General features: G+C 61.5%; 23 protein-coding genes and 1 pseudogene. 12 read left to right on the top strand and 12 right to left on the bottom strand.

Annotated elements, in window-relative coordinates:
• Positions 1 to 191: 191 nt before the first annotated feature.
• Positions 192 to 431 (top strand): hypothetical protein, encoded by a 240-nt coding sequence (locus ACVIGB_RS01215; protein ID WP_456717474.1) that lies wholly within the window; start codon positions 192 to 194, stop codon positions 429 to 431.
• Positions 432 to 730: 299 nt separating this feature from the next.
• Here ACVIGB_RS01215 and ACVIGB_RS01210 read toward each other — a convergent pair whose 3' ends face one another.
• Positions 731 to 1165, bottom strand: coding sequence for an ABC transporter permease (locus tag ACVIGB_RS01210; RefSeq protein ID WP_456717475.1), 435 nt, complete (start codon positions 1163 to 1165; stop codon positions 731 to 733).
• 208 nt (positions 1166 to 1373) lie between these two features.
• Positions 1374 to 3914 carry a TonB-dependent receptor gene (locus ACVIGB_RS01205; RefSeq protein WP_456717476.1) on the bottom strand — a complete coding sequence of 847 codons (2541 nt, stop codon included), beginning with the start codon at positions 3912 to 3914 and terminating at the stop codon, positions 1374 to 1376.
• A gap of 495 nt (positions 3915 to 4409) precedes the next feature.
• On the opposite strand from ACVIGB_RS01205, the gene ACVIGB_RS01200 reads away from it, so the two are divergent.
• From ACVIGB_RS01200 to ACVIGB_RS01190, 3 genes are all read left to right on the top strand, one after another.
• A complete protein-coding gene (locus ACVIGB_RS01200; protein WP_456717477.1) occupies positions 4410 to 6875 on the top strand; it encodes a DUF1549 and DUF1553 domain-containing protein in 2466 nt (821 codons plus the stop codon).
• A gap of 29 nt (positions 6876 to 6904) precedes the next feature.
• Complete coding sequence (locus tag ACVIGB_RS01195) at positions 6905 to 8347, top strand: DUF1501 domain-containing protein (protein ID WP_456717478.1); 1443 nt, start codon at positions 6905 to 6907, stop codon at positions 8345 to 8347.
• A gap of 121 nt (positions 8348 to 8468) precedes the next feature.
• Positions 8469 to 8870: a hypothetical protein gene (locus ACVIGB_RS01190; RefSeq protein WP_456717479.1), complete on the top strand. Its 402-nt coding sequence runs from the start codon at positions 8469 to 8471 to the stop codon at positions 8868 to 8870.
• Between the two features lie 55 nt (positions 8871 to 8925).
• On the opposite strand, the gene ACVIGB_RS01185 is transcribed toward ACVIGB_RS01190, so the two are convergent.
• The 5 genes from ACVIGB_RS01185 to ACVIGB_RS01165 form a co-directional block, all read right to left on the bottom strand.
• Positions 8926 to 9672, bottom strand: a complete 747-nt coding sequence (locus tag ACVIGB_RS01185; protein WP_456717480.1) for a cytochrome b/b6 domain-containing protein — start codon at positions 9670 to 9672, stop codon at positions 8926 to 8928.
• A 102-nt stretch (positions 9673 to 9774) separates the two neighbouring features.
• A complete protein-coding gene (locus ACVIGB_RS01180) occupies positions 9775 to 10266 on the bottom strand; it encodes a c-type cytochrome (RefSeq protein WP_456717481.1) in 492 nt (163 codons plus the stop codon).
• A gap of 28 nt (positions 10267 to 10294) precedes the next feature.
• Positions 10295 to 11224 (bottom strand): dienelactone hydrolase family protein, encoded by a 930-nt coding sequence (locus ACVIGB_RS01175; protein WP_456717482.1) that lies wholly within the window; start codon positions 11222 to 11224, stop codon positions 10295 to 10297.
• 23 nt (positions 11225 to 11247) lie between these two features.
• Positions 11248 to 11730 carry a rhodanese-like domain-containing protein gene (locus ACVIGB_RS01170; protein WP_456717483.1) on the bottom strand — a complete coding sequence of 161 codons (483 nt, stop codon included), beginning with the start codon at positions 11728 to 11730 and terminating at the stop codon, positions 11248 to 11250.
• A gap of 192 nt (positions 11731 to 11922) precedes the next feature.
• A complete protein-coding gene (locus tag ACVIGB_RS01165) occupies positions 11923 to 12474 on the bottom strand; it encodes a peroxiredoxin (protein ID WP_456717484.1) in 552 nt (183 codons plus the stop codon).
• A gap of 160 nt (positions 12475 to 12634) precedes the next feature.
• Between ACVIGB_RS01165 and ACVIGB_RS01160 the strand changes: the two genes are divergently transcribed.
• Complete coding sequence (locus ACVIGB_RS01160; protein ID WP_456717485.1) at positions 12635 to 14485, top strand: ABC transporter ATP-binding protein/permease; 1851 nt, start codon at positions 12635 to 12637, stop codon at positions 14483 to 14485.
• Positions 14486 to 14499: 14 nt separating this feature from the next.
• Here ACVIGB_RS01160 and ACVIGB_RS01155 read toward each other — a convergent pair whose 3' ends face one another.
• Positions 14500 to 14943, bottom strand: coding sequence for an RrF2 family transcriptional regulator (locus ACVIGB_RS01155; protein WP_456717486.1), 444 nt, complete (start codon positions 14941 to 14943; stop codon positions 14500 to 14502).
• A gap of 264 nt (positions 14944 to 15207) precedes the next feature.
• Here ACVIGB_RS01155 and ACVIGB_RS01150 point away from each other — a divergent pair, with 264 nt between their 5' ends.
• The 3 genes from ACVIGB_RS01150 to tolR are packed head-to-tail and all read left to right on the top strand — an operon-like array spanning position 15208 to position 17157.
• Positions 15208 to 15960, top strand: coding sequence for an energy transducer TonB (locus ACVIGB_RS01150; protein WP_456717487.1), 753 nt, complete (start codon positions 15208 to 15210; stop codon positions 15958 to 15960).
• 35 nt (positions 15961 to 15995) lie between these two features.
• Positions 15996 to 16733 carry a MotA/TolQ/ExbB proton channel family protein gene (locus ACVIGB_RS01145; protein ID WP_456717488.1) on the top strand — a complete coding sequence of 246 codons (738 nt, stop codon included), beginning with the start codon at positions 15996 to 15998 and terminating at the stop codon, positions 16731 to 16733.
• Entirely contained in the window at positions 16714 to 17157 is a 444-nt protein-coding gene (tolR, locus tag ACVIGB_RS01140; protein ID WP_456717489.1) for a protein TolR, read from the top strand. Before ACVIGB_RS01145 ends, tolR begins: the two co-directional genes overlap by 20 nt.
• Positions 17158 to 17223: 66 nt before the next feature.
• Here tolR and ACVIGB_RS01135 read toward each other — a convergent pair whose 3' ends face one another.
• From ACVIGB_RS01135 to ACVIGB_RS01125, 3 genes are all read right to left on the bottom strand, one after another.
• Complete coding sequence (locus tag ACVIGB_RS01135; RefSeq protein WP_456717490.1) at positions 17224 to 17832, bottom strand: helix-turn-helix domain-containing protein; 609 nt, start codon at positions 17830 to 17832, stop codon at positions 17224 to 17226.
• A gap of 45 nt (positions 17833 to 17877) precedes the next feature.
• Positions 17878 to 18339, bottom strand: coding sequence for a MetQ/NlpA family ABC transporter substrate-binding protein (locus tag ACVIGB_RS01130; RefSeq protein ID WP_456717491.1), 462 nt, complete (start codon positions 18337 to 18339; stop codon positions 17878 to 17880).
• A 683-nt stretch (positions 18340 to 19022) separates the two neighbouring features.
• Entirely contained in the window at positions 19023 to 19433 is a 411-nt protein-coding gene (locus ACVIGB_RS01125) for a hypothetical protein (RefSeq protein WP_456717492.1), read from the bottom strand.
• Between the two features lie 52 nt (positions 19434 to 19485).
• Between ACVIGB_RS01125 and ACVIGB_RS01120 the strand changes: the two are divergent.
• Both ACVIGB_RS01120 and ACVIGB_RS01115 read left to right on the top strand, forming a co-directional pair.
• Positions 19486 to 19687: pseudogene (locus ACVIGB_RS01120) on the top strand (transposase domain-containing protein); the annotation flags it as partial.
• A 487-nt stretch (positions 19688 to 20174) separates the two neighbouring features.
• Positions 20175 to 21935, top strand: coding sequence for an MFS transporter (locus ACVIGB_RS01115; RefSeq protein ID WP_456717493.1), 1761 nt, complete (start codon positions 20175 to 20177; stop codon positions 21933 to 21935).
• A gap of 366 nt (positions 21936 to 22301) precedes the next feature.
• On the opposite strand, the gene ftrA is transcribed toward ACVIGB_RS01115, so the two are convergent.
• Complete coding sequence (ftrA, locus tag ACVIGB_RS01110; RefSeq protein WP_456718244.1) at positions 22302 to 23345, bottom strand: transcriptional regulator FtrA; 1044 nt, start codon at positions 23343 to 23345, stop codon at positions 22302 to 22304.
• Between the two features lie 2 nt (positions 23346 to 23347).
• Between ftrA and ACVIGB_RS01105 the strand changes: the two genes are divergently transcribed.
• Together ACVIGB_RS01105 and ACVIGB_RS01100 are read left to right on the top strand one after the other, a co-directional pair.
• Positions 23348 to 24151: a carbon-nitrogen hydrolase family protein gene (locus tag ACVIGB_RS01105; protein WP_456717494.1), complete on the top strand. Its 804-nt coding sequence runs from the start codon at positions 23348 to 23350 to the stop codon at positions 24149 to 24151.
• 35 nt (positions 24152 to 24186) lie between these two features.
• The gene (locus tag ACVIGB_RS01100) at positions 24187 to 24816 is read left to right on the top strand and encodes an MSMEG_1061 family FMN-dependent PPOX-type flavoprotein (protein WP_456717495.1); all 630 of its coding nucleotides are present in this window, start codon (positions 24187 to 24189) and stop codon (positions 24814 to 24816) included.
• Positions 24817 to 24831 lie beyond the last annotated feature (15 nt).

Below are 24831 nucleotides of genomic sequence, written 5' to 3'. Positions count from 1 at the left end.
CACGGCCCGCGGTTGCTTTGCCAACTGAACTTTCTGCGTGTTGTTTCGAATGACGCACCTCCGCACGCTCCGATATCTAGCCGGTTGCGGTCGCCGCTTTCCCGCGTAAAATGCGCGCACTACGCACAAGAACTGCGCGGCAAATGCAAAAACACACGATAGGTCTCGCGTTACCCGACGGAGGGGCTGTAGTGCGCAATCGCACGGAGGCGCGTCATTACTGCGCCTTTGGAGCATACCTGCATGGCGCGTTGCGGTCGCCAGCAAGGAACTTGAGTCGGATCTGTGACCACAATGAACAGATCACCAGCAAGGAAGATGAAGCGCGTAGCCCCGGCAAGCTGGATATTGAATCGGACAAGCGCATTCGCCTGCCGCGCGTCCAAGCAGAGGAATATCCCGGGTCGCGTTGGCCGATAAGCTCGGTGTGAGCTGCCGGCAGAGATCCACAAGTGCACGATGGGTCGCCGCAACTCGTCTTCAGCAGATCGCCAACGTGCCGGGTCAGCTGTGCGGCCACCGCTCCCGTAAGGTGCGCCGCGCTGCATGATTGCCCCGCTGGCCGCCTGTCGGCGACTGCGACGGTGATCACAGGTACCGCCCGCCGGGGCCAGCAGCGCATTGAGCCATCCGGCCCAGTCGGACTCGTTGCGCGCTGATGGCGGCGGTTGTGCCGAGCATCAGCAAACATTACTAAAAGAGGATGGAAGATCCGCAACGACGCGAGTCTCTATCCCCTGCGCCAGGGTATGAGCCTCTGCTCGAGCCAGCTTGCTCCGTGGTCGATCACAAAGCCTACAGTGCCCACGACCAGGATGCCGAGCATGACAAGGTCCATGTCGAAGCGCTCACGGCCCGCGATGATGAGCCCTCCGATGTCGGGCCCAGCCGCCATGAAATACTCCGCGCCGATCGTCGCCAGCCAAGCATAAATCAGCGCCAGGTGCAGGCCGGTCAACAGGGACGGCACGGCCGACGGAACATAGACATGCAAGACAAATTGCAGGGGTTTGAAGCGGAAGACGTCTCCGACCTCGATCAGCTTGGCAGGGGTCGCGTGGATCCCCTCCACCAGGTTGAAAATCGCCGGTAACGCGGCCGCGAGCGCGATGAACACGACCTTAGCGGTCTCGTCGAAGCCGAACCAGAGCGAGATGCCAACCAAACCTGCGACGTCTCATCCAATCCTTTGCTTGAGGCGCTTCCTCCTGGCATTCGCTCCGCCTTCGAGCGGATTTTTCCGCGCCGCGTCGCCCGCGAGTTCTTGCGCGCGGAAAGGAATTTAGCGCGACGACGGCGGGGCATAAGAGGGTGGAAAGACCGGAAAGCCGGCGGCGGGCGCCCGCCGCCGGTGAGGTCGTTTCGTCGTGTTATCAGAGTTTGGTGCGCAAGGTGGCGCCAACAGTCAGCGGCTCGACGTAAAAGAGCGTGCCGAGCGCAAGGTTCGTGCCCGACGACGACAGGCTCTTGCTTGTCAGCGCATGTTTGTTGAACAGGTTTTTCGCCCAAATCGAGATGTCGTATTTTTCGTCCTCCGTCTTGAAGCCGAAACCGGCGTTGACGATCGAGTACGAGGGCTGTGAGAGCACGTATCTGGTATATTCCGGTCCAAGCGAGAATTGGGTTGTGCTCTTGAAAAATTCATTGGCGTAAACATAGCCCTTGACGCTTTCGCCTAAATAGGATCCCGCAGCATATTCGTAATTGGCGCCCAGGGCGAAGCTGAAGGGCGTCACATTGGGAATGGTGACGCCGGAGAGATTGAGCTGGGCGTGAGGATAGGACGCCGCATAGTCAGCGGGCGGAGTTGCGTTGGGATAGTTGATGTACCGCGCGCCGTTGTAGGCCCCGGCAAAGTTGATCCAGAGATGTTCGATGGGCGAATAACGACCTTCCAGTTCGACGCCTGCCAGGCGTATGTGGGGAATATTGCCGAGATAGCTCTTGGTGACGATGTTCAGGTTTCCGGACGAGTCGGTGAAGGTGTAATTCCGTCCCAGCACCGCCTGGAAATCATAGATATCGTTCCAATAGACGTTGGCGTTGACTACCAAACGATTGTCGAGCCATTGTGACTTGAAGCCGATTTCATAGTCGCGCGAGACTTCCGGCTCCGTGATGGTCGGAACAGCCCCAATGACCGGATAGACGAGGTTTTTGTTAACGTAGGACGAATTCGCAAAATAGAGGGGAACCGCGGTCGTATTGGCGGCACCCGATTTCACGCCGCGCGCGACATTGATATAGCCGGTGATGTTGTCGGTGAACTTGTAGGACGGGTTGATCAGGAACGAAATCGAATCGGTCTTCTGCTCGCCCGAAAGATCGAAGTTTGTGCCGCCGATCTGTTGGATCACATAATCGGTGCGCACATTGGCGAGACTCGTTGGAAGCTGCGCGCCGCCCCAATAATAGCCCGTGTCGGAGGACGTGCGATCCTCATATGAATTGCGCAGGCCGAAGGTCAGCGCGGTGCGCTCGTCATAATGATAGGTCGCCTGGGCGAATTGCGCGATGGTGGTGATTCCTGCCTTGCCATAGAGATCCGCCTCGACGCCGTTGAGAATGGCCGGATTGGCCAGTTTTGACGAAGAGACATCTTTCTGCTGCAACGCGACGGCGTCTTGTCCATATCGCTGGCGATTATCCGACTTTATCGACTCGTTCAGGAGATATATTCCTGCCGTCCAATCGACGGTCCCGCCTGTCGGCGACGACAGCCGAAGCTCCTGGGAATATTGTTTTGCGCCGACGTCGTAGCCGCTAACGTTGTCGGCATATTGATTGAGGCCGTAGTTGCCGTCCGAATTGTTGGGATGGAAATAGAATTCACGCCAGGCTGTAACCGAGGTCAGCGTGTAGTCGCCCAGAGCAACGTTCAGCTCGTTCGATGCGCCGTTGGTGCGTGTGTCCACAGTTCCGTAATTCGTATAGACCGTCGCGTAGGGCTGCGGCACAAAACGGCTGGCATATTGCGGATAGAGATAGGCGAGTGCGGCTTGCGGCGTCTGAAAGGTCGCCGTTTTGCCCGCGGCGTTGGTGGCTGAAATCGAACGCGGCGAGCCATCGAAATTGACCGTCCAGCCGTCCAGCCAGGTCGGCGTCGCGTTATTGGTCTCAGCAGACGCCAAGTGTTCGACAATAAAGCGGTCAGTGACGTTTTCGACCGTGCCCAGCAACTGGACACGCGCGCCCCAGCGATTGACATCTTGCCCTTCGGGCCCTGGGCTGTAAAGGTTCGGCAGATAGCCATCCTGACGAACGCCGAACAGCGAAACGCGGTACGCGAGTTTGTCCGGAATGAGCGGACCGGTGGTCGTGAGTTTTTCTTCCGCGAGTTTGCGGCTTCCGAACGTCGTTTCCGTCGTCGTCTGCGGCGTGAAGCTCGGCGGATTGGTGTTGATGATGACCGCGCCGGTGGTCGTGTTCTTGCCAAGCAGGGTGCCCTGCGGGCCACGTGCAACCTGCAGCGAATCAATATCGTAGTAGGAGAGCCAGGAAAACCCGATATAGGTGTAGAACACGTTGTCCACGATCAGGCCGACGTCGCCTTCCGAACCGTCGGCGCCGCCGGAAATGCCAGTGATGCCGCGCAAGCCATTGGCGCTGGTGCGCGGATTGGTGACCTGTGGCGTAAGGCTCGGCACGTGCTGGACCGCGTCCTGGATTTTTTCGATGTGCTGGGTCGTGGCCGCTTTCCCGCCGACCGCGGAAATCGGCAACGGCACGTCCTGAGCCTTTTCGGTGCGGTCGCGCGCGGTGATGGTGACTTCCTCGACCTCGGCGTCATTGGCGCGAGTCGGCGAATAAACGGCGACGGTCGAAAGCGCGACGGCCCCTCCGAACAGAGCGATGGGATACGCAGCTACGCTGGAAAGCAAACGCTGCCGCCGACGACCGAACGAACTGTACATTCAATACTCCCTCATCCCGAGACTCGCGCCCGCCGCCTTGAGCGACGGGTGGTCGATCCATTTTAATCATATCAATCCGATAGGATTTGACGGAAGGAGGAGTCAATCCCGTGGAGCTAAAAAATCGAAACCTTCGAGGAATGAATGAATGCATTGTGATGGAAACGTCACAGAACGGAGGACGGAAAGCGGCAGCCGGTGGCCTGCCCAGACAACGAGAATTGGCAAGAAATTTCTATTTGAGGTCAATGACAAGAACGCGCTCTTCCGTCCATCTGCGCGATTGGCGAAACTTTTCATATCGGCCACGGACGATCCCGCGCGCGTCAGCCGGACGCCGTCGCCATCGCTCGCCAAAAAAGTGAAAGTCGGCGACAAACCCAATTGCCAAGCGTTTTGAATCCTATTATTCCGATCAATATAAATCCTTGCGGGCGTGGCAGAAGCAATGCGCTGCGGCGTCCCGGCAGGGTTCTTTGCAGAAAGAGAGTGGCGATGAGAAACCGCAGATCGAAAGCCTATCTGGCCGTCTTATTGGGCTTCACATCGATAGCCACGGTTTTGGCGGCGGAAGAGAAGCCCGTGCCGCAAAGCGTCGCGTCGGCCACCGACGCCTCCCAAGTTAACCCGGCGGAAGCGCTCGCCAAGGCGGCCGGTGACGCCTCGTCGCCGCCGGCGCAGGTCCGTTCACCGTCCCAGCAGGCCGCGTCGGGGCTGGGCGCCCAGCCGGCGGCGCAACAGCCCGCTGCGCCGGCTCATTGGTCCTATGTTCCCGTCGTCGCCCCGGCCGTCCCCGAGGTCCAGCAGAAGGACTGGGCGCTGCGTTCGCTCGACGCCTTCATCCTCGCCAAACTGGAATCGAAAGGGCTCAAGCCATCGCCGGACGCCGATCGGGCCACCTATATCCGCCGCGCCACGCTCGACGCCTGGGGCCTGCTGCCGACGCCGGAAGAGGTGACCAATTTCGTCAACGACACGTCGCCAAAGGCATATGAAAAACTGGTCGATCGTCTGCTCGCCTCGCCGCATTACGGCGAGCGCCAGGCGCGGCGTTGGCTCGATCTTGCGCGCTACGCCGATTCTGCCGGGTTCCAGGGCGATGCGACGCGGCAGAATTATTACCGCTATCGCGACTACGTCATTGCCTCCTTCAACCAGGACAAACCCTTCTCGCGCTTCATCGAGGAGCAGCTCGCGGGCGACGAAATCTTTCCGAACAACCAGGAAGCGCTGATCGCGACCGGCTTTCTGACCTCCTATCCCGACAATCCGAATTCGCGCGATCTGGTGCAGCGGAAATATCAGATCACCACCGACATGACGGACACGGTGGGCGCGGTTTTCCTCGGCACAACGATTGGCTGCGCGCGCTGCCACAACCACAAGACCGACAAGATCACCATGAAGGACTATTATTCCCTTCAGGCGTTCTTCGCGAATACGTCGACGACCGAGGATTTCCACGCGCTCAAGGGCTATGCCGAAATCGCCTATGAGAAGGACAAGGCCGAGTACGACGCTAAGATCGGGCCAATCAGGGCGCAGCTGAACGAAATCGTCGCCAAGTACCGCGACAAGGCCTTGATCTATCACAAGGAGCGCTATCTCACCGACAGCCGCGAATCAGTCTTCAAGCCGGAAAAGGATTGGAACGCGCTCGACCGCTGGGTCAATCACCGCCTCGTCAACTGGAACGTCACCAACGACGATCTGATCGTCAACACCTATCTGCGCTATGTCGCCGAAGACAAGGAAGCGCCGGGCTACGGCCCGGAAGCCAAGGAAGCGCTCGACAAATGGAAGAAGCTGGCCCAAGCGCTCAGGCAATTTGACAAGGACAAGCCGGAACAGGGTTCGGACACGATCACCGGCGTCGAAGAACTCGGCCATCCCGACGCGCCGAAAACCTTCATCCTGTTCGGCGGCAACCACGAGCGTCCGCTCGATGAGGTGCAGCCTGCCTTCCCCGCCGCCATGTCCACGGACAATCCCGGCATCGTGCCGACGGCGACGTCATCGGGGCGCCGCACCGCGCTCGCCAATTGGCTCACGAGTCCGAGCAATCCGCTGACCGCGCGCGTCTTCGTCAATCGGGTCTGGGCGCAATATTTCGTCAAGGGCGTCGTTGTCACCGTCAGCGATTTCGGCAAGGCCGGCGACAAGCCGAGCAATCAGGAACTGCTCGATTATCTCGCCGATGATTTCGTCAATCACGGCTGGAGCATCAAACATCTCCACCGCGAAATCCTGCTGTCGCGGACCTATCGGCAATCGTCCGACGAGCGCCCCGAGGTCGCCAAGGTCGATCCGGACAACCGCCTTTACGCGGTCTTCCCGCGCCAGCGGCTGGACGCCGAGGAAATCCGCGACGCCCTGTTGCAAGTCTCCGGCAAGCTCGTGGACAAGATCGGCGGGCCGTCGGTCTTCCCGCCCGTGCCGAAAAACCTCGGCGCGGGCCAGCTTTGGAATGTCTCGAAGAACAAAGAGGACTGGTATCGGCGCAGCGTCTACATCTTTACCCGCCGTTCCGTTCCCTATCCTTTGATCGAGGCGTTCAATTCGCCGAACACCCAGCTGGTGCACAGCACCCGCGAGGTGACGACCACGCCGCTTCAGGCCCTGGCGCTGCTCAACAACGAGCAGGTGTTCGAACTGTCGCAGGCGCTCGCCGGACGCATCTTGAAGGAATCGCCCAAGGACGATTCCGCGCGGATCGACCGGCTCTACCAGCTCCTGTTCGCGCGCGGCCCGGATCCGCTCGAGAAGGAGGCGCTGCTCGCCTATCTCGACAGCCACGCCAAGGTTCTGGAGCAGAAGATCGACAACAACGGCCACCTGCTGATCGCCGCGCCGATCGGCTTCAAGTTCAGCGAGGCGCAGGTCGATCCCTTGCGCGCCGCCGCCTTCGTCGACCTCGTCCATGTCGTCGCGAATTCCAACGACTTCGTCTACCGCTTCTGATTCAACTCGATCGTAAGGAACTGAAACTCATGACGAATATCATCACTTCCCGCCGCGAGGCGCTCATTAAACTCGGCTGGGGGGCTACGGGCCTCATGTTCGGAACCGCCCTGCCCGGTGGCGGGTTCATGGCCGCCGAGGCCGCCAATCTGGTCGATCCGCTCGCGCCGAAGGCGCCGCATTTCCCGGCCAAGGTCAAGACCGTGATCTGGCTGCACATGGACGGCGCGCCCTCGACCCTAGACCTATTTGACTACAAGCCCGAACTGATCCGCCTCGCCGGCCAGGAGGTACCTGCCTCCTTCCTGGAGGGCATCAAGACGTCGACGCAAGGCGGCGTCGGAAAGCTCTTCGCCTCCAACCGGAAATGGAAGCAATATGGCGAGAGCGGCGCCTGGTTCTCGGACTGGGTGTTCAATATCGGGCAGCACGCCGACAAGATCACCTTCATCAAGAATAGCGTAACGGTCGGCGCCACCCATGACATCTCGATTCTGAAACTCAACACCGGTGACTTGCAGCCGGGCCGTCCCTCGCTCGGCGCCTGGATCACCTATGCGCTCGGCTCGGCCAATCCGGACCTGCCGGCCTATGTGGTGCTGTACGATGGCAAGCGCGAGCCGACCGGCGGCTCGGTCAACTGGTCGTCGGGCTTCCTGCCTGCGGTCTATCAGGGCACCGCGTTCCGTCCCGGCGAGTCGCCGATCATCGGTCTGGACCGCCCCGACGTGATCGGCGGCGCGCAACAGAACGACGATCTGGCGCTGCTGAAAAAGCTCAACGATCATCGCGCCGCGCTGCGGCCCGAGGACAGCGAGCTGCAGGCGCGCATCCGTTCGTTCGACCTCGCCTATCGTATGGAGAAGTCCGCGCCGGAGGCGGTTGATCTCTCCAAGGAAAGCGAAGCGACCAAGGAACTTTACGGCCTTAACGATCCGGTCTCGCGTGACTACGGGACCAATCTGCTGCGGGCTCGGCGGCTGACCGAGCGCGGTGTACGCTTCATCCAGATCGTGTCCGGTCCGGCGGAAGACGGCACCGACAACCGCAACTGGGACGCTCATCAGAAATTGGAGACCAATCACAGCGCCCACACCCGTGCAGTGGACAAACCCATCGCTGGCCTGCTCACCGACCTCGCGCAACGCGGCCTGCTCGATACGACTCTGGTCGTGTGGACCTCGGAATTCGGCCGCACCTCCTACGGCCAGTCCGGCGACGGCCGCGACCACAATCCGTGGGGCTACACGCAATGGTTCGCGGGCGGCGGAACGAAGGCCGGCTATAGTCATGGCGCCACCGATGACATCGGGCTGCGCTCGACGGACAAGGGCGTGGACACCTACGACATCCACGCGACCGTGCTGCAGCTGCTCGGCCTCGATCATCTGAAGACAACCTATCTACGCGCCGGCCGCCGCGAGCGTCCGACCGTGGTTTACGGACAGGTCGTCAAGGAGCTGATCGCCTGACGCGATCGTGCAATTCCAGAGCTAGGCGCCCGGGGCATCGCTCCGGGCGTTTCGTTGGTGGTTGAAAGGATGAGGAATGAGGTTGCCGAACGTGAAGGGGAAATGGATTGCATTGGCGCTGTTGGGCGCGGCGATCGACGTGGGGGCGGTGATCGGTTTCGGCGCCGCTTTCGCCGAACCGCAGAAGTCCGACTACGCCGACTTTGACGACGATCTGATGAAGGATCTCGACCGGACGATCAAATACTTCGAGCCCGACATTTCGGGGGAAAATGACGCGGGCGTCGCCGACGATACCGCCGTCTTGCGGCAGGGTTTCCAATATACCGAGAAATATTTCACCCGGCGCGGCAACGCGCCTGACGCCGTGAAGATTTCGCAGGACGCTCTTAAGGCGCTCGATCTAGCGCAGCAGGAGTTCGCCGCCAAGAACATCGATGCCGCCGCCGCCAGGGCGCGCGAGCTCGCCAGTTCCTGCAAGGCGTGTCACGACGTTTACAAGCCGAAACAGGCGCGATCGTGAAATGAAAAAGGCGCGCCAGGTTGCAACCCGGCGCGCCTCGCTGTCATTACGTCCATCAAAATTCGCTGGCATCGGCGAGGGTGGCGGGCGCATTCAGGATGATCCAAGCCAGGACGCCGATCACGATGAGAGCCAGCGGCGCCGCGATCCATAGGCGCGATGACGAAATGGCCTCCTCCGCGGCGACTAGGCGCAGCGGCTTGCGGCCGGTGATCATCGCCCGAATGAGATTCTCGTCCTTGAAAATTTTGTGCGCGATCACCGCCAGCACGTGGATCGCGATCGCGGCGGCGAGAAGATAGAACAAGCGGCGATGCAGCGAGGTCAGCATCAGGGAGAGGTCTTTCGTCACCAGTCCATAAAGCGGGCCGACGTTGAAAATTTCGTCATTGGAGAAAAGACCGAGAACCGCCTGCGCTGCGGCGCCGAGCAGGAGCGCCACGACCATGAGCGCGCCGAGGGGGTTATGGCCGGCATAATGCGGAGCTGACGGCGAAAACATGCTGCGCGCATGAGCCAGGATTTCTCGCGGCCCGCGCAGAAAATTCTTGAACAGGGCGTGGCGGGCGCCGACAAAGCCCCAGACAATCCGGAACGAAACGAGCGTCAGAACGGCGTAGCCCGACCAAACGTGATATTTGAAATAAGCGACGCCGAGCCTGTTGGTGACGAAAGCGGCGAGGAACGCCAGGACGAGGCACCAATGGAAAATCCGCACGGGCAAGTCCCAGACCTGCCGCTCGGTTTCCGCCGGCTCCTGCTCGACGACGAGCGAGTCGATCTCTTGCTCCAATGAGCTCATGGCGAAACTCCGGGTCCTGTGGCGTCGAGATTGACGGCGCGGGCTAGACTGTTGGATTCGAAAGACGCCCTCGGGAGACAGGGAGGGACCAAGCCTTGCGGCTTATTTCAATCTGAAAGTGTCATGGCAGGTCTTGCAGTCCTGGGCGACTGTCGTGAGCGCGGTCTTGAAGGGTTCGCTCAACGACTGCTCCTTGTCGTTCGCCGCCTGCAGTGCAACGAGGTCCTCCTGGAACTTCTTAAGTTTCTTGTCGAATTCGGCGCGATCGCTCCAGATTTCGGGCTTTGCCTTGGTGTCCGGCTCGCCGAGATTGGAGGCGTCGGAGAAGACTTCCGGAATGAGGTCCGAGAGGAAGATCTCGCGCGAAATGCGCTTCTTCGCGTCGGCGGCGTCATATTGGCCCTCACCCTTCAGCAGGGCGCCGAACGGCCGGAAATTGGCCCCGATGAGCTTGTAAACTGCCTTGCGTTCCTCGACCGTCTGGCGTCCGGCACCCGGTGCATTCTGCGCCTTGGCGACGAGACTGCTGCTGAGGACGAGCACCACAAGCGCAATAAGCGCGCGGCTCTTATTTTTATTTTTGTTCGAGATCATTCTTCAGTGACTCCATTGGATGATTTCGTCAGGCGCGCAGGGCGCGATTGAAAAGGGCGACGGTGCGTTCCCAGGCGAGTTTGGCGGCGGCTTCGTCGTAACGTGGCGTCGTGTCGTTGTTGAAGCCGTGCTCAACGCCCTCGTAACTGAAGGCCTGGTAGCGGACGCCGGCCGATTTCAGCGCGGCCTCGTAAGCGGGCCAGCCGGCGTTGACGCGCTCGTCCTTGCCGGCGAAATTCAGCAGCAGCTCGCCCTTGATGTCGCCGACTTTGTCCAGCGGAGGCGCCGCCCCATAGAAGGGGACGCCGGCATCGAGATGCCCGACATGTCCGGCGCCGCCAGCCAAGGGCTGTTCGGCGAGCCAGTTGACCACGCCGCCGCCATAGCAAAAGCCCACGGCGCCCAGCTTGTGATTGCCTTCCGGCAAAGCGCGGAGATATTCGGCGGTGGCGATAAAATCCGCGCGGGTCTTGGTCTGGTCGAGTTTGGGGAACAGTTGCCGGGCGTTTTCCTCGTCCCCGGGATAGCCTCCGAGCGGGAAGAGCGCGTCCGGGGCGAAGGCGACGAAATTGTCGACCGCCAGCCGCCGGGCGATATCCTCGATATGCGGATTGAGCCCGCGGTTCTCATGGATCACCAGGACGACCGGGAGCGGCCCCGTGGCCGAGGCGGGGCGCGCCAGCAGGCCGCGCGCCTTGCCATAGCCCTTGGGCGAGTCGATTTCGACATAGTCGGTCTTGATGCGCGGATCCACCGGCGCGATTTTCTGCGCGGCGGCGAAGCGCGGATTGAGAGCGTCGAGCAATTCCGCCGCAGTGACGCCGCCAAGGGCAGCATAAGCGGCGGCGCCCTTCAGGAATCCGCGCCGAGGCAAGAGTCCATGCACATAGCGGTCGAACAGCTTCAGCACTTCGGGATGGAAATCGCTGACCTTGGCCAGGCCCTTCTTCTCGCTCATGGAGGAGCCTTTCGGACGCGCGATCAATTCTTGGCCGCAGGAGCGGCGGCGGAGGCCGCCTGCGGCGCGGGCGGAACGACCCGCAGGATGGTTCCGCCCTCCTCTTCATAGATCTGCGAGCCGACCGCGCCGACGACGTTGAATCCCTTCTCGGTCAGCACGTCGCCGGCCTTGCCGGCGCGCGCGGCATGATTGGAGACGGTGACGATCTTTCTGTCCTTTGGGACGAAAGCGAGGTCCTTCTCGAGATCGCCGATTTGCACGTTCAGATAGACCGGAAAGCTACCGATCTTGGAAATCTCGTCCGGGCGCCGGAGATCGACGAACAGAACCTTGCTCGGCTCCGCTAGAAGCGCATCGACGGCCGCGCGGTGGAGCTGCGGCGTCTTGTAGTTGTAGACCTGTGCGGTGGGGGCATTGCCGGGCGCCGGCGCGGCCGGTGACTGGGCGAAGGCCGGTGCGACGAGAACCGAAGCGAGAAGAACGAGAGGCAGCCGATTGCGCATGAGAGGGTCCATCCTATAAACTTGATCGGATTTATATTGTTAGTGCCCTTCATCGCCGGGCGCAAGCCCCTTATCATTATGGGTTCAAGGTGCGGTTGTCCGGCCAAAGCAAGTACCGCCGCGCAAGCCAAAGGATCCGGCCGCGAGGTTCGCGCGCGACCGGATCGTGAAGGACGAATGACTGAAGGAAGCTTAGGGTTTGTGGTCTTCGCGCCAGCGGCGCACGGCGACCAAAGCGTTCTCGATATGCTTTTCGGGCGCCGAATCCTGATAAGCGTCGAGGATCTTGCCGTCCGGCGCGATCACATAGGAAATGCGGTCCGAGACAGTCGCGCCATTCGGCGCCGGCTTGATGCGCAGCGAATCATAGGACTTGATCACGGACGCGTCCGGATCGGCGCCGACCGGGAATTTATCCCGGCATTCCTTCGCCGAAAACTCGATCTGGGTCTCGATCACATCGGCGGAGACGCCGATCACTGTGGCGCCCGCCGCCGCGAAATTCTCCGCGTTTTCCGCGAAATCATGCGCCTCGATGGTGCAGCCCCTGGTGAAGGATTTCGGATAGAAATAGAGCACCACCGGCCCCTTCTTGAGCTCATCGGCCAGGTGGAAAGGAAAGGACGCGCCCCCCTGCGCCGCCTGGATCGTGAAGTCGGGCGCCGTATCGCCTTCCTTCAAGGCGGCCCATCCGGCCGAGGAAAATAGAGCGCAGAACAGCGCGCCGGCGACAAGACGTTTCATCGGAACCTCCTCGGCCGCGCCCATTCGGCGGGCTGTGGCGATAGGGCCCCAATTCAAGTAAAGCGGGCCCGCTGTCAACATAATAATATTATTTTAGTAGGAATTGCCAGCCTCCCCAGCCCGACCTATCTGGGGCGGAAGGGATAATGGGTCAGAGCTCATGAGCGCGGTGGAACGGCTGGAAACGGGAAGGGGCGGAGTTGCGCCGCAGCCGGGCGGCACGGTGGCCGAGCCGTTTGGCATCGATGCACAAACCTCAAAGACCGGTCGCTCAAAACTCCGGCCGCTGATGGCGCTGTCGCCTTATATGGCGCGTTACCGCGGCCGCGCCATTCTGGCGCTAATCGCGCTCACCATTGCCGCCATCACCACTCTGCTAGTGCCGATCGCGGTGCGGCGGATGATCGATTTCGGCTTCACGCCGAAGGGCATCGCGCTGATCAACAGCTATTTCAGCGTCATGATCGCGGTGGTCGCGGTGCTCGCGCTGGCGAGTGCCTCGCGCTACTACCTCGTGATGACGATCGGCGAGCGGATCGTCGCCGACTTAAGGCGCGACGTGTTCGCGCATCTGATCTCGCTCTCTCCGTCATTTTTCGATTCCGCGCGCTCCGGCGAATTGATCTCCCGGCTCACGGCCGACACCACGCAGATCAAGTCGGCGGCTGGTGCTTCCGTCTCGATCGCGCTGCGCAATCTGCTGCTGTTTCTCGGCGCCGCCACCATGATGGTGGTGACAAGCCCCAGACTCTCCGGCTTCGTACTGCTCGCAATCCCCTTGATCGTGTTGCCGCTGGTCGCGTTCGGTCGCTGGGTACGGCGGATGTCGCGCAATGCGCAGGATACGCTGGCCGATGCATCCGCCTATGCCAGCGAGCTCGTCGGCGCGATCCGCACCGTGCAGGCCTATAACGGCGAGAAGCTTGCCAACGCCCGCTTCGGCAAGAAAGTCGAGGGCGCCTATGAAGCCGCCCACGTTTCGACCCAGGCGCGCGCGGTGCTGACCGCGATCATTATCTTCATTGTCTTCACCAGCGTGGTCGCGATCCTCTGGGTCGGCACGCATGATGTGCTGACCGGCGCGATCACGCCGGGCCGGCTCGGCCAATTCGTGCTGTACACCGCGTTTGCAGCCGCAGGCCTCGGGCAGCTCAGCGAGGTCTGTGGCGAGGTCTCGGCGGCCTCTGGCGCCGCGGAACGGCTGTTCGAAATCCTGCGCGTGAGGCCTGAAATCACTGCGCCAGCAGCACCGCGCGCGCTGCCTTCGCCAGCCCGCGGCGATGTCGGCTTCGAGAATGTTAGCTTCGCGTATCCGGCGCGGCCCGACGTGCCTGCCATCGAGCAGGTCTCCTTCTCGGTGCGCGTCGGCGAAAAGGTCGCGATCGTCGGACCTTCGGGCGCGGGCAAGAGCACGCTGTTTCACCTGTTGCTCCGCTTCTACGATCCTGTCTCCGGCACGATTTCCGTCGACGACGTGCCGATCAAATCCACCGATCCGCAAGGCTTCCGCAGCCGCATCGCGCTGGTGCCGCAGGATCCGGTGGTGTTTGCCGCAAGCGCACGCGAAAACATCCGCTTCGGCCGGCCGGAAGCAAGCGATGCCGAGGTCGAGCGTGCCTCCGAACTTGCCCATGCGACCGAATTCATCCGCCGCATGCCCGACGGTTTCGACACGCAGCTGGGCGAGCGCGGCGTGACGCTCTCGGGCGGCCAGCGCCAGCGCATCGCGATCGCACGCGCCATTCTGCGGGACGCGCCGCTGCTGCTTCTCGACGAAGCGACCTCGGCGCTGGATGCTGAAAGCGAGACGCTGGTGCAGACCGCGCTGGAAGAGCTGATGCGTCACCGCACCACGCTCGTGATCGCCCATCGGCTTACGACCGTGCTGCCCTGCGACCGCATCCTGGTGATGGACCAGGGCCGCATTGTCGAGCAGGGCACGCATACTTCTCTGGTCGCGGCGAACGGGCTTTACGCGCGACTCGCCCGACTGCAGTTCGAGGGAGCTTAGACTAGAGGTCGCATTTATGTTTTTTGCCGCAATTGCGGCATCACCTTTTTCCCGCGTGCCCGCAAGGCAGCGATAGAAGTCTTGTCGAGTATGAGCGCCGTGGCGTCGCGCACGTCGAGCATGAGGTCGCGCACGGCGCAGGCATCTTCATCCGGGCAATCGAGGCATCGCTTATAGGCTGTGCGGCTGGCGCAGGCGATCGGCGCCAGCGGGCCGTCGAGAATACGGATGATCTGGCCTGCGGTGATCGCGTCGGCCGGGCGCGCCAGCAGATAACCGCCGCCCTTGCCTTTCTTGCTCGAAAGGATGCCGGCCTTGGTCAATTCCAGCAGGATGGCGTCAAGAAATTTGCGCGGAATATTGTTTTCTTCGGCAACATTGGCCGCGAGACTGACGCCTTCGCTTCCCGCTAGGTGTATCAAGGCCTTCAGTCCATATTTCGCTTTGTTCGACAGCATCGCGCACCAGATTCAGTTTCTCCATTATCACTTATATATAGTAGATTTTTGCACAACCGACAGAAAAAAGCCGCTGCTCCCTCTTTCTTGCATAGCCCAAGGAAAACTGCGCCCCGCGACTAACATACTGTATTTTAAGAGTTATCTGTATCCAAATTGCTCTCATGGCGATCTTCGAAACCACTCGCACGTCAATGGCGACTTGCCCCATTTTCCTATCAAGTATATAGGATATTAAATCCTATCGCCTTGGCAGGTTTCCCCATGACAGCAGCCTTCGCGCCAGCAATTGCAAACGCAGCCTCGCCCTCGGACTACGGCCTGACGCCGGCGCTCGGCGGCGCCCAGAACCTTCTATTCCTGCGGCCCGCCCGTCAGAACTATCTCGCGGAAACTGCCGCCGTCGCTCTCTATGCGCTCATACTGGCGGCAGGACTCAATTACGCGACCAAGCCGCAACCGGCGCCGGACGAGCAGCCGATGGAGCTCGTCATGGAGGCGGCGCCGCCGGCTGCGATCGAGGAGCCCAAGCCGCCGGAGCCGGTCGCCCCGCCGCAAGAGGAGCCGCCGCCGCCCCCACCACAGGCCGTGGAGCCGGCGATCGCCCCTGTTGAGCCGCCCCCGCCGCCGCCCGTCACGAAGCCGAAGCCCAAGCCGGTTCCCAAGCCTATCGTCCAAAAACCGGCTCCCGCGCGTCCCGCACCCGCCGACGCTCCGGCGCGAGCGGCGGCGCCCCCGGCTGGCGCAACGACCTCGGCCATAGCCAACCAGATCCACGCGCGTCTCGCACGCGCCGCCGCCAACACCTATCCCGAATCGCAGAAGCCGCGTTCCGCGCGGATCAGCTATCGCGTTCTGGTGGACGCGTCCGGTCACGTCACCTCTTTCTCGATCACACCTTCCGGCAACGCGGCCTTCGACGCAGTCGCTTCCCGGCTTGGAGGGCGGATCGGGACCGTCGACCCGCCCGGCCGGGCCGCCGCCCTCTCCGGCGTGATCAACTTCTCCTACCAATGATCCGACGTCTTTCCCTCGCAACAGAAAGTGATGAAATGAGCGATCCCGTCTCCATTCCACCCCCCGCCGTCCACGGCCTGTCGCCGGTCGATCTCTTCCTCCAGGCTGACACCGTGGTGAAGGTCGTGATGATACTTCTGATCCTCGCCTCGGCATGGGGTTGGGCGGTCATTCTGGACAAGGAAATCCGCCTGAAAATCCTCAACAGGCGCGCGGAAAAGCTCATTAAGAGCATCCAGGGCGAGCTTCCGCTCGGCGATCTGGCCCCGTCCTTCGCCGCGGTGTCGCCGAACGATCCGCTTGCGCAGGTTTATCGCGCGGCCTCGGAGGAATTTTCGCGCTCTTCCGACCTCATCTATACCGAGGCGCAGCGAGACGCCACGCAGGAGCGCGTGCACCGCGCCGCCAATCTCGCCAGTGCGTCGGCGATCGGCCATCTGCAATCGCGCCTCGGCAGCCTTGCAACGATCGGCGCCGTCTCGCCCTTCGTCGGCCTGTTCGGCACGGTCTGGGGTATCATGACATCCTTCCAGGGCATCGCCGCCTCCAACAACACCAGCCTAGCGGTCGTCGCGCCCGGCATCGCGGAAGCTTTGTTCGCCACGGCCCTCGGTCTGGTCGCCGCCATTCCCGCGGTGATCTTCTACAACCGCATCGGCACGGACATCGGCAATTACGGCAAGAAGGTCGCAAGCTTCATCGGCGTGTTCGAAATCGAACTGTCCCGTCACCTTTCGAAAAAGGGAGAGCGCAATGGCCTTCGCGTTGCGTAATCAAGACTCCGGAAATGATGTCGCACCGATGGCGGACATGAATGTTACGCCGCTGGTCGATGTGATGCTGGTGCTGCTGATCGTCTTCATGGTGGCGGCGCCGCTGATGGCGGTCGGCGTCCCGGTCGATCTGCCGAAAGTCCAGGCGAAACAGCTCAACGACCAGAAGCCGCCGATTGTCGTCAGCGTCGATGCCTCCGGCGCCTTGTTTGTCGATCAGAAGGAAGTGCCGAAGGAGTCCGTGCTCAACGAACTGAATGCAGATTCCGAGAGCAATAAGGATCGCCGCATTCATGTGCGCGGCGACCGCAACGTCAATTACGGGGCGGTGATCGAGGTGATGGGGCTGATCAACAGCGCCGGCTTCACCAAAGTCGCGCTGGTCTCGGAAGCGCCGTCGTCGTCCCCCTCCACGGTCAAATGATTTCTTCGCCCGCCCTGCGAGAAGGCCGGAGGCGCTATGCTTCCGGCCTTTTTTGCTGCGGCCGCGTCAGACGCCGTAATTTTCGTAGCCGAGAACGAGATGCGCGACGGCGTCCTCACCGCCGATATTGCGGTAGGAATGCGGCACGTCCGCCTGGAAATGGATGGCGTCGCCCTGCTCGAGCCGGTAGGGAGGCTCGCGGCCTACGACGACCTCCAAAGATCCGCTAGAAACGACGATATTTTCCAACGTGCCCGAGCCATGCGCCTGTGATGTTTCGATATGGCCCGGCGCGATGACGAGTTCATAGATTTCGACGCGCGGATTCGCGCCGAATGCTGTGAGCGGCCGCGACCTGAACGCGCCGTTGCTGGACTCGAGCGTGTTGTCGTCGCTCTTCCGGATCACCAGCACTTCCCCGCGCCTCGGTTTCGCGATCAGCGCGCCAAACGGCACGCCCAATGCGTTGGCGATCTTCCATAGTTCGCAAAGGCTTGGCATCTTCTCACCATTCGCGATGGCCTTGAGCTGTTTGGGATCGACTCCGGCACGATCCGCGAGCGCCTTCAGCCCGCGTCCAGGGGTTGCCTTCGGCTCGGTGAGTTCGCGCAATTGCCGTGCAATGACCGAAGCCAGTTTGGAAACCGGCGGTCCGACCGTGTGTTTGCCTCTCATTGCGCCCCCTTTTTATCTTCCTCGAGATCAGCCCGACCGGCGCAATCACACCGACCTAGTCGACCTGAACGACGTTGAAGCCGCGTTGCTTGATCTGATGCGCCAGATAGGTTCATGCTGAAACACATTGGCGTCGACATCACCACTGTTGACGACTTCATTCGGCGCCGCCCAATCGGACAGCTCGACGATCTTGACGTCCTGTCCCTTCTCCTTGGCGGCGACGGCGGCCGATTGTCCTACCGGGAGCCGGCGCTGGTGACAATCTTCAGAGGTTCGTCGGCCTTGACCGGGCCGGGTCAATGCAGCCATTAAGCCGACGGCCTGCGCAAGCGCGTGGGTGAGATCGACGGGAATATCGTTGGGATGTTCGATCCCGATCGAAAGCTGGACATGGCCTGGCGTCGCGCCGCCGGCGAGCTGCTCCTGCGCGCAGAGCTGCTGATGAGTGGTCGACGCCGGCTTTCCCCGCTCCGCAGACCCGGAAACAATGACGTTCGCGGTCATCCCGCTTGTCCCTCAAGAATTACGCTTGCGGCGAAAGAAGCAACGAGTTGAGGCAGGCAGCACCAAGCAATCGCGGCGCTGGAAAGGAACGCGCGCTCAGCTGCTATTCAAGCCGCCGCTTAGTTTATTGATTTGGGAGAGCTACGCCGATCGCCGCTGAGATCGCGGCGGCGCATCTAGAACTAGGCCGCGTCAACGAAAGGATGCATACAAGTCATCGGCACGTCTTGCGCAATCCCGAATCACTCACTTGGTCGAAGGTCTTATTGCGCATCATGAACGTCCCCGACAGGCATCATTGCCTGATGACCAATCCTCTCAGAGAATTTTCGGATACGCGAGTCCAAGACGAACTATTTTTCGTCACGCGGAGATAATCGGCTTCTATAATTAATAATCGGATGCATCGTTTATTGCGTGCGAACTCATTCGCGCACTCCCAATCCACCCATGCGACGCAACTTTACGCGCCCTCTCCATCTCGCGTGCTTGAGCGCTGTCACATCCTGTTGAACTATTGAACTTGCTTCACAGTCACGCGTCGATGGACTTACGTTCTTACGTTTACGACTCCGTCTACTTGTTGGAATAATCTTTTGCCTCCCGAGCTCTGCTCCATGCTCATCGTGAGTCTTGCTTGGCTGCTGGCAAATGAAGACAACACTATATCGCGAATAGTATGACTAGTTGCCGCGAAGAAAAGCCGAACTTGTTATCAGGAAGTAGCGCAGCGGGCTGAAGCCCACGAGTTCAATGCCATCTTTTTCGCGATGGCTCGGCATTGGCGGAACAATGTCAGCCACGCTCGGGGCTTCCGGTTCGAGCCGGTCACTTGGCTGGCCGCCATTGCAGCTGTCACCAGCTGGATCGCTTGATCGAAACGGCTTCGACGATCTACACGGAACGCTATAACTCGTTCGCTTGTTCACCTCGCTCGATATCTCCGCCGCCGCTCCGGCTGGAACATCGTCGCGACTGGCGCGCCGCAGGAAGCCCTGAACGTTCCACCGCACCGCGAGCGTTAGGAGCGCGCGACGGAGTATCAGGAAGTCATCAACAGGCGACGGTATCGACGGCGACGTCGATGCCGGCATCCGCGACGAGCCGCCGAAATAAAGTGACGGCTGCGGCGCAGAATCTGCCTGACTGACCAACAACGCGGCGGAAAGAGCGCTCCGTGATATCGCTCTTGCAAGACGCAACTGGACCTTTGCCGGTTCTCGGTGCGGTCGACGTTGACCCGCAAGCCTGGCTCGCCGACGTCCTCGCGCGCATCGCCGATCTGCCTGCTTCGCGCCTGCACGAATTGCTTCCCTGGGAATGGAAAAGGCTGCGCGAGGTCGAATAGCCCGCCGACCAGTGGCCCGTCGCAGCATGAACTGTCCGACCGGCCCCCTGCCGCCGGTGAACGTGCCATAGCGAAGATTCAGTCGAGCGCCAGCTTGTGCTGCGGATTTTTTCAATTTGGAGGCAGTGCCGCCGTTTCCGTTTTCGCCAGGCTTTGGTGCGGTCACGCGCTCGCCGTGCCGCCGAAATCGAAGTCGCCAAGCCCTCGTCCAGCCAACCGAGCACAGCGGAATTGGTATGTGGCATACCGGAGCATGCTCTGCGCCAGGACTCCAGGCCGGGAGAAGACCGTTGCTTGGTCATTCACCTGCGCTGCGTCGCGGTTGCTATGAGCCGCTTGGTGCAAGCAGTCGAATCATTGTCCACATCTAGAGCGATCGAAGCGTTGCATTTGACGATCGCGTTGGTGTTTGGACGTTGATATCGCGCCGGGAACATCCTTGTGATTCGTTCCAGAATCGAATCATGCTAGATCACCCAAAACCGTTATGACTGATCCAGCCAAAGTCCAGACGTGCGGCGCCGAGGGCATCACCGCCCCGCTGCGGTACGCCACCTTCCAGCGGATCTGGCTTGCGAGTCTCCTGTCCAACCTCGGTATCTTGATTCAAGGTGTCGGTGCGGCCTGGGCGATGACGCAGACGACGTCCTCGGCCAACAAGGTCGCGCTGGTACAGACCGCGCTGCTGCTGCCAGTGATGCTGATTTCGATGCCAGCGGGCGCGATCGCTGACATGTATGACCGCCGCGTCGTGGCGCTGGTTGCACTTGGCATCGCGTTCGCCGGCGCGGCCGCCTTGACGGCGGTCGCCTGGCTTAGTCTGGTTACACCGAACCTCCTGCTCGTGCTCTGCTTCGTCGTCGGCAGCGGCATGGCGCTGATGGGACCGGCCTGGCAATCGTCGGTCAGCGAACAGGTGCCGGCGGAAGTGCTGCTGCCTGCGGCCATCGCGCTCAACGGCATCAGCTACAATATCGCGCGCAGCGTAGGGCCGGCGATCGGCGGGGTCGTGGTGGCGACCGCGGGCGCGGTGGCCGCATTCGCCCTCAACACATTGCTCTATCTGCCGTTGATGATCGCGTTGTTCCTTTGGAAACGCATCAGCGCACCCTCGCGCCTGCCGCCTGAAAGACTGAGCCGCGCCATGGTGTCTGGTGTGCGCTACATCACCAATTCGCCACCGATCAAGATCGTGCTGGCCCGCACCCTGGTGATGGGCCTTGTTGGCGGTGCGATCACTGCGCTGATGCCGCTGGTGGTGCGCGATCTTTTGCATGGCGATGCCCAGACCTACGGGATCATGCTCGGCGCCTTTGGCCTCGGTGCGGTGGTCGGCGCGCTGAACATCACCGAACTCCGCAAGCGGTTGACCGGCGAGGCCGCAATCCGCACCTGCGCGCTGTCCATGGGCGCGGCGACCGTCGCGATTGCCCTCAGCCGCCAACCGGTCTTGACCGCGGCGGCACTGGTGCTGGCGGGAGCCGTGTGGATGATGGCCTGGGCTGTGTTCAATATCGGCGTGCAGTTGTCGGCGCCGCGCTGGGTAGCTGGACGTTCGCTTGCAGCCTATCAGGCGGCAAGCTCGGGCGGGATTGCCGTCGGCAGCTGGGGCTGGGGCCATCTGACCGACGCAGCCGGAGTAGAAACCGCGCTGCTGGTGTCGGCCGCCCTGATGCTCGTCTCACCACTCATCGGCCTCTGGCTGCCCATGCCTCGCGTTGGTGCACGCGGCGAGGAGACCGAGCCGCTCGCCGATCCCGAGGTACGGCTCGCCTTGACCGGGCGCAGCGGGCCGCTCGTCGTCGAGATCGAATACCGGGTTACACAGGAGAATGCGCGGCCATTCCATAACGTCATGCAGGACGTGCAACTGTCCCGCCAGCGCAACGGCGCCTATGGCTGGTCGATCGCGCGCGATACTGCCGATCCCCAATTGTGGACCGAGCGCTACCATTTCCCGACCTGGTTCGATTATTTGCGCTGGCGCAACCGCTCGACCCAGTCGGAGCGCGCACTGGAGCAGCAGGCGATCCGCTTCCACATCGGCCCCGCCCCGGTGCGCGTTCGACGCATGCTGGAGAGGCCGTTCGGCTCGGTCCGCTGGAAGGATGATACGCCCGACCACGCGGCCGCCGAAATGCCGCCGGAGATCGCAAGCGGCACGGGACGTAGGCAGTCAGCCGCTCCGGCTGACCAGATGACCGAGGGTGCCGGAAGGCGCCGGAAAGCCGCAAGCGGTTCAAAATGACAGGAACCGAGCTTTCGGCGGGTTCGGCAAAGTACGAACGCAGCTCCGCGGGCTGTGTTGTGTCTCCCGGGTGGATCCGACAGATATCGCGTCACCTTTCAGTCTCGCCTAGGCCCACTTCGATCTCGTCCCGATTGGCGTCTCATTCGAGCCAATTGAGTGTGGCGTTTATCCTTACGAGCAGGCGCGCGATTTCATCTTGCACATCCAAGCTGCGTTCCTCCTGCAGGCTCTAATAGCTGCTGCTTTCGCGCGAGGAGTTCACCAAGAGTCGCCGTCATGACCCTCTCTCATTCTAGGCACAATTGGCCATGGCCCTCTCGGCACATACAAACTCCGATGGGAGCACCCCGCCCCTTGGCGCTCTCAGCGATTTTCAGCGTCCGCGCGCGCAGGTATCTGAAAGACCGCGCGATAACGCATGGGGCTCGTACCGATTCGCTGTCTGAAATGATGTCTCAGCGCTTCGGCCGAGCCGAAGCCGGTCGCGGCCGCGACATCCTCGATTGAGAGCTGCGTCGCTTCGAGGAGTTCGCGAGCCCGCGACACGCGCGCCTGCACCACCCAGTCACCGGGCGACATACCGGTTGCTTCCTCGAATCGTCGGATGAAGGTGCGGCGGCTCATTCCCGCCCGGGAAGCGAGACGGTCGATCGCCAGGTCTTGATCCAGGTGGTGTTGCGCCCACGCAAGCACGGATGCCAGGGCATCGCCCTCGGCTTTGCGAACGGTTTGGGGAATATACTGCGCTTGCCCGCCTTCGCGATGGGGTGGCACGACAAGTCGCTGGGCGACTCGGTTGGCGATCTCCGCGCCATAGTCTCGTCTGACGATGTGGAGGCACAGATCGAGACCTGCCGCGCGGCCGGCTGAACTCATGATGTCGCCGTCGTCGACATAAAGTACATTTGGATCGACATTTACGGCCGGATATCGGCTTGATAGCAGCTCAGCTTGCGCCCAATGCGCGGTGGCACGGCGGCCATCGAGCAATCCGGCGGCAGCAAGGATGAACACGCCGGAGCAAATCGAGGCGATCCGCACACCTCGTTGATGTGCACGGCGCAGCGTGTCGAGCAATGTCACGGACGGAATGTGCTCGATATGCGACCACCCCGGCACGATGATCGTGTTCGCCCGCGCCAGCGTCCTCAGATCGTCGTCAGCAACAATTCTGATGCCGTTATTGGCAGTAAGCGGCCGTCCTGGATGCTCGCAGCAAACGACAAGGCGATACCAGTCAGTGCCCATATCCGTCAGCCCGAAAATTTCCACCGCCAGTCCGAGCTCGAAAGCGTTGACTCCGTCATAGGCGAGCACGGCGACAAACTGCTCCCGCCGTGACGGTCGTGGTTTCTGACGTGTGGCGCGCCTGCGCAGGTTTGGCATAATCTTAACGTTAGGCGGCATCCGTGCCACTGGTCAACCCGGCCTCGCTTGGCGCAACTTTGACCAAGATGGAGGACATGGTGATCATTCGAGTGGCGACTTGTGAATTTCCCGATCGTCGCGACATGGCGACGGCGATGTGGAGCCGGCTCGAATGTGAGCTCGCCAAGGCCCCGGTTGATCTGCTCGTTCTTCCCGAGTTGGCAGGCGTCGACAGTTTTTGGGAAAGCCCGGTCTTCAGCGAGGTCGTTTGGCGTCAGGCCGTCGCCACGCATGCCAAGATCTCAGATGAGCTGAAGCGCCTGACGGCAAAGCGTATCCTCGGGACGCCGGCTGTCGAGGTGGACACACGGCGCTGGAACGAGACCTTTCTCTGGAAGCCGGAGAGCGGTCTGGTCAGGGGCAGGCCCAAGGCGTGGCTGCCGCAGCAGGAGGGGGGCTGGGAAGCAACCTGGTTCGACCGCGGCCCACAGAATGTACTTCCCGTGCGGGACGACGAGCTCTGTTTCGCCGAACTGGTGTGTACGGAGATCATGGTGAGCACCGCGGCGCGCCGTCTTGGGCAAGCGGGCGTTCAGTTGATTGCCGCGCCGCGGGCGACCGGCGGCCATCCGCGTTGGGAAGTGGCGACCCGGATGGCGGCGATTGCAGCGGGCGCGTTCGTGGTGACGGCGAACCGACGCGGCGGCAGCCTTGCTGGCGGTAGCTGGATCGTGGCGCCTAACGGAGACATCCTTGCGCGCACCAGCGAGGACAATCCCATCATCAGCCTTGAAGTCGATCTGGCTGGCCGCGGCCGATGCGGCCAAACAGACCTATCCGCGTAATGTCAGGGATTGACCGGATCGAGGAGACCCCGCCGATGCTGGAGACGCTGACCTATCTCACTTCAGCCGAGGAATTACGGCCACCCTATCTTCCGCCGTCGCCCCTGATGCGCGCCAAGCAGCTCGACCGGCTGGATCGACACTGCTGCAACTTCATCGCGCATTCGCCGCTTGTCATCATCGGCTCATCGCATCCCGAGCGCGGCCATGATGTCAGCCCCCGCGGCGATGCGCCGGGCTTCGCGCATATCTTCGATCCTCATCATCTGGCGATCCCGGACCGGCCCGGCAACAATCGCCTCGACACGATGGAGAATTTGCTTGTTGATCCGGCGATCGGCCTGCTGTTCGTTATTCCGGGCATCGATGAATTGTTGAGGGTCAACGGCACTGCGCGTCTCACGCGCTCGCAGGCCCTCCTCCAATTGATGTCGGTCGGCGGAAAGGCGCCGAAGCTCGCGATCATCGTGACCGTCACGGAAGCCTTCCTTCACTGCACCAAGGCCCTCAAGCGCAGCCGTCTCTGGCAGGACGATTATCGGCTGGACCGCACCAAATTGCCGTCCCTCGGACAGATGATTTCCGATCAGACCACGCCTGCCGATCTCACCGTCAAGGACATCGAGGCGCGAATTGAAGTCGACGCCCAAAAGAATATCTATTAACGAACGAGGAATGAC

The organism is Bradyrhizobium sp. USDA 4341, from assembly GCF_054063755.1.
The sequence above is the reverse complement of the archived record's forward strand: the minus strand, read 5'-3'. Positions and strand labels throughout refer to the sequence as shown.